The 6,966-nt window shown below is 47.5% G+C and carries 5 protein-coding genes; 1 reads left to right on the top strand and 4 read right to left on the bottom strand.

Going from position 1 to position 6,966, the window contains the following annotated elements; all coding sequences use genetic code 11:
- Window positions 1-630 precede the first annotated feature (630 nt).
- Window positions 631-1,638 carry a class II fructose-bisphosphatase gene (gene glpX / locus RJ47_RS11395; protein WP_039483870.1) on the bottom strand — a complete coding sequence of 336 codons (1,008 nt, stop codon included), beginning with the start codon at window positions 1,636-1,638 and terminating at the stop codon, window positions 631-633.
- A 293-nt stretch (window positions 1,639-1,931) separates the two neighbouring features.
- On the opposite strand from glpX, the gene zapB reads away from it, so the two are divergent.
- A complete protein-coding gene (zapB, locus tag RJ47_RS11390) occupies window positions 1,932-2,174 on the top strand; it encodes a cell division protein ZapB (protein ID WP_005474192.1) in 243 nt (80 codons plus the stop codon).
- Between the two features lie 68 nt (window positions 2,175-2,242).
- On the opposite strand, the gene metF is transcribed toward zapB, so the two are convergent.
- From metF to RJ47_RS11375, 3 genes are all read right to left on the bottom strand, one after another.
- Entirely contained in the window at window positions 2,243-3,136 is an 894-nt protein-coding gene (metF, locus tag RJ47_RS11385) for a methylenetetrahydrofolate reductase (protein ID WP_005474202.1), read from the bottom strand.
- Between the two features lie 242 nt (window positions 3,137-3,378).
- Window positions 3,379-5,790, bottom strand: coding sequence for a bifunctional aspartate kinase/homoserine dehydrogenase II (locus RJ47_RS11380; protein WP_039483867.1), 2,412 nt, complete (start codon window positions 5,788-5,790; stop codon window positions 3,379-3,381).
- A complete protein-coding gene (locus tag RJ47_RS11375; RefSeq protein ID WP_039483865.1) occupies window positions 5,790-6,956 on the bottom strand; it encodes an O-succinylhomoserine (thiol)-lyase in 1,167 nt (388 codons plus the stop codon). The genes RJ47_RS11380 and RJ47_RS11375 overlap by 1 nt, the downstream gene beginning before the upstream one ends.
- Window positions 6,957-6,966 lie beyond the last annotated feature (10 nt).

Here is a 6,966-nt window from a genome sequence, read left to right as displayed (position 1 = left end):
GAGTCCCGTCCACTCCGCCATTTATACTAAGCCCTAGTCGAAAGACTAGGGCTTTTTTACGTTTCAGATTTCCGAAAATACTGCGTACTTTTTCACGGACCGGAATATCGAACCATCGAGCCCGAGCGTTCACCCATGGAATCAAGTATCAATTCAATCACTTTGCTACTTATTTGAAAGCCTAGTCTTGCGACTAGGTTTTCGTCGTTTCTGGGTCAAGAAAACTTCTGTGCTGACCAATGACTCTCAGCCGTATTATCCAAATAGCCTGCTATTGTTTATGAACAAGCTCCGTAAGAACAAGAAATAGCGAGCTTTGTTAAACGTTACTTGCCTTCGCGTGTAAGAGAGCTCTAATTGGATGTAAGCCTAGCCATTCTGAACCGCCAGTCTAAAAACGTCTTTGGCCTGTGACTTTCCTACAGCTGAACTTATACCAATAAGCTTTGTTTCATGCTCATATGCTAATCATTAGAAAAGTTTAGGCGGAGGTTTTCATTACTTTGTTGAGGGCTCTGGAAGGGAAACCAAGAGGTTAAATTGTAGGCGTATTCTTTCAATTCCCCAATTTGCTCTGTATACAAAAAAGGCCAGCACTGGCTGGCCCTAACTCATAATGCTCTATGAGAGTTAAAGAATAATATCTCTGACTTCTGGGTCTTTGCGTTCAAGGTAGTGAATTGATTTGATACGGCGAATCGTGCGGCAACGACCGCGAATCAACAGAGTTTCTGTCGTTGCGATATTGCCTTGGCGTGTAATACCTTCTAATAGGTCCCCTTTAGTGATGCCCGTGGCTGAAAACACAACATTATCACTGCGTGCCATGTCTTCCATCTTTAAGACTACATTCGCTTCAACACCCATCTCTTCACAACGTTTTAGCTCTGCAGCACCGTAGATGCGGTTTTCTTCGCTATTCCCTTTTACTTCATGTCGTGGGAGTAGTCGTCCATTCATATCACCGTCCAATGCACGAATGACAGCGGCGGAGACTACGCCTTCTGGAGCGCCACCTACACAGTACATCGCATCAACTTCACTGTCTGGCATACAAGTCAGGATCGATGCTGCTACGTCGCCATCAGGCACGGCGAAGACTCTGACACCCATTGATTGCATTTCAGCAATGACATCATCATGACGTGGCTTTGCGAGCGTTATGACGACCAAGGTATCGAGTGTCTTGTTCAGTGCCTGAGCGATATTCTCTAGGTTCTCTTTTAATGGCTTATGGAGATCGATACAGCCTTTTGCGCCAGGACCAACAACGAGTTTCTCCATATACATATCTGGGGCTTTCAAGAAGCTTCCTTTTTCTCCTGCAGCAAGAACGGCTAACGCGTTAGACTGACCCATTGCGGTCATACGCGTCCCTTCTATAGGGTCGACTGCAATATCAACCTCATCGCCCCCGATACCGACATTTTCTCCGATATAAAGCATTGGCGCATCATCGATTTCACCCTCACCAATAACAATCTCACCGCTAATCTCGGTTTTATTAAGCAGGGTACGCATAACTTCAACAGCCGCGCCGTCTGCTGCGTTTTTATCGCCTCGGCCTAGCCATTTATAGCCAGCCAAAGCAGCGCCTTCTGTTACTCGAGAAAATGCCATTGCTAAATCGCGTTTCATGATAGCTCCAAAGTAAGGGGGAATGAGAAAATCGGCAGGATTCTAACACAATGACAGGAAAACGTTTGCTATTTCGTGTAATTTGAATTGAACTCGATCAAAGCAGCGTCGAAATTCCTCGGGTTCGCACTTTGAATCTCTTTCAGTCAGGGGATTGTCAAGCTGTGCTGTTTTTTTGACCGAATGGCACAAAATATCGAATATAGGGCGTGTTTATCATTCTCGGGCTGAGTAGAATGAAGGTATTGAGTGGAGAGCCCTTCACATAAACGAATAACTAAAGGTAGGCTAAGATGTCTTTTGAAGTACTAGAACAACTAGAAGCGAAAATCCAAACAGCAGTCGACACTATTTCTTTGCTACAGATGGAAGTTGAAGAGCTGAAAGAAGAGAAAGAAAAGCTTGCTCTTGAGGCGAATGAGCTACGTTCTAGCCGCGAAGAATTGGAGCAAAAGGCTCAACAGATGCAACAAGAACATGCTGCATGGCAAGATCGCATCCGTAACCTTCTAGGTAAAATGGATGAAGTCGAGTAAGTTGAACACTTATCTGTGACAGAATTGAAAAAAGGTTGGCGAATGCCAACCTTTTTACGTTTTATCGATTATGAAGCGGAAGGTCGAACACCTAGTGTATGACACAGAGCGTATGTCATTTCCGCACGATTAAGCGTATAGAAATGGAAATCTTTCACACCTTCGCGACTGAGCACTCGGATCATATCAATCGCTTGGCTAGCACCAACTAGCTGGCGAGTTGTCGGATCATCATCCAGACCTTCAAACTGTTTGGCCATCCAACTTGGTACTTTTACGTTATTCTGTGCAGCAAAGCGTGAGGCTTGCTTGAAGTTTGATACTGGCAGGATGCCCGGCACTATTTCTACGTCGATTCCGGCTGCGACACAGCGGTCACGAAATCGTAAATAGCTCTCTACATCAAAAAAGAACTGGGTGATGGCACGGTTTGCACCAGCGTCGACTTTGCGTTTTAGGTTCAGAAGATCAGCTTGCGCACTTTTCGCCTCAGGGTGGACTTCTGGGAAAGCGGCAACCGAGATATCAAAGTCATGACGCTCTTTTAATAATGTCACAAGATCGGATGCGTACATCTCAGGCTTACCACCACCTGGAGGAATATCGCCACGCAGTGCAACAATACTTTGAATACCGTTGTTCCAATAGTCATCAGCGATTTGAATGAGTTCTTCACGGTTCGCATCAATACAGGTCAAGTGTGGTGCTGCGACCAAGCCAGTTTCAGCTTTGATTTCTTTGATGATTGAATGGGTACGGTCACGTTCGCCTGAGTTAGCTCCATAGGTCACAGAAACAAACTTCGGCTTTAGTGTTTTTAGGCGGTGCACAGAGTTCCAAAGCGTCTCTTCCATTTTCTCGCTACTTGGCGGAAAAAATTCAAATGACACATTGATGTTGTCAGAAAGTTCAGCGATATTCTGGTTTAAGGCGTCAATATGACCTGCGTGTGTGTATCCCATCTTACTCTCCCTGTGGCAACTCTGCCCGCTCAAATCCAAATCTTTAAATTGACGTTTAGACGTCTATATGTCTACAGGATGTCTTGAATACCATTTAATGTCAATAATCTAATTATGAATTTTATTCAAGTTGATCATGAGTGATATTGAAGTTCACTTTACTGGAGTTCTCTGTCTATGATTTTAGACAGAGTTTGCAAGTCAGGATAAAAAAGGGCTGCAAAAGACAGCCCTAGGTAGGTTTAAAGGAAGCTAGAGAGTAGATTGAGATCCGATTGAATCGCGCCAGAGGTCACTTCTCTTCCTGCACCTGGTCCACGGATAACGAGTGGGTTGTCTTTGTACCATTTGCTCTCAATCGCGAAAATGTTGTCACATGGCAGTAGATTAGCCAGTGCATGTTCTTTGCTTAATGCTTCTACGCCGACGCTCGCTTGGCCATTTTTCTCGAGACGGGCAACGTAACGAAGCACTTTATCTTCACGCTGTGCTTTCTTGAGTCGTTCCGCAAGTAGTTCACTGAGCAATTGACTCTTGTCTAGAAAGTCATCGAGCGAGAGCGCTGCCAACTCTTCAGGGACTAGACTTTCGACCTTGACGGCTTCTGGCTCTATGGCTAACCCTGCTTCACGGGCAAGGATAACCAGTTTACGCATAACATCCGAACCATCAAGGTCGTTGCGTGGATCGGGCTCGGTAAGGCCTTGTTGCCAGGCTAAATCAACTAACTCGGCAAAAGGTACCGAACCATCATACTGCTGGAAAAGCCATGAGAGCGTTCCAGAGAAGATTCCTGACAGTGCTTGGATATCATCCCCACTTTCTCGCAAATCACGCACTGTGTGGTTGATAGGAAGTCCTGCACCGACAGTTGCGTTGTATAGCCAATGGCGATTTATCTTTGCGAAGGCATCTTGGACTTTATGATAATATTTGCTTGAAGCCGAACCCGCGACTTTGTTCGCCGATATTAGATGCATACCTTGCTCTGCAATTTTCAAATATTGGCTTGCTAGCTCTTTGCTTGCGGTGACATCCAAGACGACGACATCATCGTAACCTTGAATCGCGCCAAGCTTGGTAATCCACTCTCCAGGTTGGTACTCGGTGGCTTCATCGTCAAAGCGGGCACTCACTGAAGCGGCATCAATGCCTTGCGGGTCAAACCAATATGTTTGGCTGTCGATGACAGCAACTAACTCAAAGTTCATACCGCGGCGCTTTTCCAGTTCGGTTTTTTGTTCAGCAAATAGGGTTAGCCAGCTTGAACCTATATTCCCTTTGCCACACAGGGCGATGCCAACGCGTTTTTGAGCTTGGAACAACTGGCTGTGAATAGCTTTTACTAGCGGAGTCGTGTCGGTTTTGCGTAAAACGGCGACTAAGCTCAAGCCAGATTGAGATTCAGAAACAAATTCAACAGGCGAGGATTTCAGCTTTTGATAAAAACCATAACAGTGGTTGGCGTTTTTGGTCACTCCTGCACCTACTGCTGCGACCAATGAGTAGCCTTCCTTTAGTTTAATTTCCGCTTCGATTGCGGCATCTTGCAGGTGTTTTAGTGCACCGCCGGCAATTTCTGCGGTGTAAGCAAGGCGCAGAGTATGCTGATCGTGTTGAACCTCGTATGTCAATGGCTCAAGCTGAGCGCGTTTCAGGCCTGCGAGGACTTCTTTTTCGAGTCGAGAAAAATCATGGCCCGCAGAAAAATTGAGTTGGATAAGCAGCACTTCACTGAGTGAGGAAATGATCTTTGCTCCTCGACCAGAGGCTAATACACGCTCTATGCGAGTCGACCCCCACTCTGGCTCGTAGCTACAGCGAAGATGCAGATCCATTGCGCTTTGAGCGACGGGTTGTAGCGTTCTGCTATGCAAGACAGGGGCAGCGAGACGAGCGAGTTCACTGGCTTCATCCAGTCTGAGTAGTGGCAGTAAACATGCATCACTCACGATACGTGGATCCGCGCTGTATACCCCTGCAACATCACTCCAGATTGTCACGCGGCTGACTTCAGCCAGTGCCCCAATGACGGTTGCGGAGTAATCGGAGCCGTTTCTACCAAGCAGCGCGGTTTGGCCGTGGTTATCTTGCGCCATAAAGCCGGTAATCACCACTCGGTGATGAGCATGCTGTGCCAACACTTCCTTTAATAGCGGGTATGACGCACCTCGGTCGACTTCTGGCTGAGTCCCGATCTCTGCTCGTAAGAAGGCGCGAGCATCTTGTGCAACGGCGTTTAGGTCGCTTTGGTTAAGGAGTGCCGCTAGGAGGCGTGATGACCATACTTCACCGTGGCCAAGTACCGCCGCTTTCTCCGCGTCAGTGAGTGGCGCGGTCAGTTCGCCTAATGTTGAAAACTCATCATGAAGTATTGCCAACAAGGCGTCTTGTTCGTCGGATGCGATCAGCTCTTCAATCAAGGAAGTTTGGAATTGGCGGAGGTTTTGTAGCACTTCATGCGCTAGTCGACCATCTTTGTTGAGGGATTCAATAAACTCGATCAGTCGGTTGGTGGTTTTTCCTGCTGCAGAGACGACAATCAGGTCTTCGCTGTTAGAGTACTCTTTTAAGATGGTCACTACGCGGCGGTAACATTCGGGATCGGCGAGGCTACTGCCGCCAAATTTGTGCAGCTGACGAGAAGCAGTCATTAGCATGCCTCCTTGGTTTGATTAAAGGCGCGGTCTAAGTCTGCAATCAGGTCACTGGCATCTTCCAAACCGACTGACAAGCGGAGCAACTGATGAGTGACTCCCGCTTCTGCAAGCGCCTCTTCACCCATCGCTCTGTGTGTCATCGAAGCTGGGTGGCAGATCAAACTCTCTACGCCACCCAAAGACTCGGCTAGTGAGAAGAGTTCGAGCTGGCCAACGAAGTGTTTGAGCTGCTCAAAGCTTCCTGCAAACTCAAAGCTGAGCATAGAGCCAAAGCCAGACTGCTGTCGTTTCGCTATTTCGTGTCCTGGATGATCCGGAAGACTCGGATGATAAATGGCTCCAACAAGGTCTTGGTTTTTGAGGTACTCAAGGATTTGCGCCGAACTTTCTTCATGCACCTTCATGCGAGCCCCTAAGGTGCGTATGCCGCGTAGGGTCATATAACTGTCAAATGGAGTACCTGTCGCACCGATACAGTTGCCCCACCAAGCAAGCTCCTCTGCATGTTGCTCGGTTTTAGTAACGACCACGCCACCAATGACATCTGAGTGGCCATTAATGTACTTGGTGGTTGAGTGAATAACGAAGTCTGCGCCTAATTCGAGAGGCTTTTGGAACACTGGTGTTAAAAAGGTATTGTCGACACCGACGAGTGCACCAACCTGTTTTGCTTTGGCGCATACCTTTGCGATATCGACTACGCGCACTAAAGGGTTGGAAGGGGTTTCAATCAGGATGAGTTTCGGCTTTAGCGCAATGGCGGCATTGAGCGCTTGCTCGTCCGATTGATCAACAAACTGCACTTGGAAGTCACCTTTCTGTGAGCGCGTGTTGAATAAACGGTATGTGCCACCGTAGCAGTCATGAGGCGCGATGATGAGGTCATCTGGGCCCAAAAATGCAGACACCCATAAGTTGAGCGCAGAGGTGCCACAATTTGTCACTACCGCGCCTTTGCCTGACTCTAACTCAAACAATGCGGTTTCAAGCAAGCCGCGGTTTGGGTTGCCTGAGCGGGTATAGTCATACTGAGGAACTTCACCAAAGGCTGGAAAGCCATAGTTTGTCGAGAGGTAAATAGGGGGAACAACAGCGTGGTGTTGAGTGTCTGATTCAATACCAGTACGTACGGCAATGGTGGCTGGCTTATGGGCGCTCATAAGTGTTTCC

This window comes from Vibrio sinaloensis (assembly GCF_000808535.1).
Classification (GTDB): domain Bacteria; phylum Pseudomonadota; class Gammaproteobacteria; order Enterobacterales; family Vibrionaceae; genus Vibrio; species Vibrio sinaloensis_D.
The sequence above is the reverse complement of the archived record's forward strand: the minus strand, read 5'-3'. Positions and strand labels throughout refer to the sequence as shown.

Excerpts from the sequence above, each read along its gene's own strand:
- RJ47_RS11375 (WP_039483865.1), bottom strand. The coding sequence starts at position 6,956 with ATGAGCGCCCATAAGCCAGCCACCATTGCCGTACGTACTGGTATTGAA.
- zapB (WP_005474192.1), top strand. The coding sequence starts at position 1,932 with ATGTCTTTTGAAGTACTAGAACAACTAGAAGCGAAAATCCAAACAGCA.
- metF (WP_005474202.1), bottom strand. The coding sequence starts at position 3,136 with ATGGGATACACACACGCAGGTCATATTGACGCCTTAAACCAGAATATC.
- RJ47_RS11380 (WP_039483867.1), bottom strand. The coding sequence starts at position 5,790 with ATGACTGCTTCTCGTCAGCTGCACAAATTTGGCGGCAGTAGCCTCGCC.
- glpX (WP_039483870.1), bottom strand. The coding sequence starts at position 1,638 with ATGAAACGCGATTTAGCAATGGCATTTTCTCGAGTAACAGAAGGCGCT.